The organism is Rhodovulum steppense, from assembly GCF_004339675.1.
Lineage (GTDB): Bacteria > Pseudomonadota > Alphaproteobacteria > Rhodobacterales > Rhodobacteraceae > Rhodovulum > Rhodovulum steppense.
In genome coordinates, this window is record NZ_SLVM01000066.1 from 1 (window position 1) to 1,100 (window position 1,100).

Consider the following 1,100-nt stretch of genomic DNA (forward strand, 5'->3'; position numbering starts at 1 on the left):
AACGGCATCACCGGCGCCAGCGTCGGCGCGGGCCGCACGCTCGAGATCACGCTCGATCTGGCCGACGCGCTGTTCGATGCGGGCTACACGCTCCACATCGACGCGGCGGTCGAGGACATGCGCGACAGCCCGAACGAGGTGGCCGTCCCGCTGACGACCGCTGGCGCCGGCACGCCGGTGACCGGCAGGCGCTACATCGCCACCTTCGCCTACGACATGTGAGGGGTGATGGCCATGATCCGTGCACTCCATCGCTGGCCGGGTCTCTTGGCCCTCGCTCTCGTCACCGTCCTATCCCTGAGCGGCGCGGCACTGTCGGTCTTCCCTGCGGCCGAGCGCATTGCCGCGCCGCAGGCCGAGGCGGGCATGACGGTGGCCACCCTCGCGGATCGCATCCAGGGCGCCTATCCGGGCGTCGAGCAAATCCGCCGCGCGCCCTCGGGCCGGATCACGGCCTACTGGTTCGACGAGGGCACGCCCGGCGCCGCAGTGATCGACCCCGCCACGGGTCAGGGTGCGGCCTCCGCCGACCCCAACCAGACGCAGCGCTGGCTTACCAATCTGCACCGCTCGCTGTTCCTCGGCGATGGCGGGCGCATCGCCATGGCCATGGGTGCCGCGGCGATGTTGGGTCTGTCGTTCACAGGTGTCCTGCTGGTCTCCCGGCGTGTGGGCGGTTGGCAGAACTGGTTCACGCGGCTGCGCGGCCCCCTTTCTGGCCGGCTGCATGTCGAGATCGCCCGCATCGCGGTGGTCGGCCTTGTCCTGTCGTCTGCCACCGCCCTGTGGATGGCGGCGTCCACCTTCGATCTGCTTCCCGGTGGCGGCGCGCCAGCCATGCCGGTTGAGGTGAGCGGCGAGACGGGGTTCGCGCCTGGTCAGATGCTCCTCCTGGTGGAGACGCCTGTCGACGAACTGCGGGAATTGAGCTTTCCCTATCCCGGCGATGCGACGGACGTCTTCACGCTGAAGACCGACGAGGGGACCGGGTATCTCGATCAGGGCACCGGTGCGCTGCTCGCCTGGACCGACCTTACCGGCTGGGAACGCGTATCAGAGACCATTTACATGCTGCACACCGGACAGGGAGCGGCGACGCT

The 1,100-nt window shown here is 69.2% G+C and carries 2 protein-coding genes; both read left to right on the forward strand.

Features of this window, described 5'->3' with window-relative positions; genetic code table 11:
* A partial coding sequence (locus EV216_RS18060; protein WP_132697267.1) for a DUF2271 domain-containing protein occupies window positions 1–222 on the forward strand: 222 nt, incomplete at its 5' end.
* Window positions 223–234: 12 nt separating this feature from the next.
* The coding region (locus EV216_RS18065) for a PepSY-associated TM helix domain-containing protein (RefSeq protein ID WP_165899331.1) at window positions 235–1,100 on the forward strand (866 nt) is incomplete at its 3' end.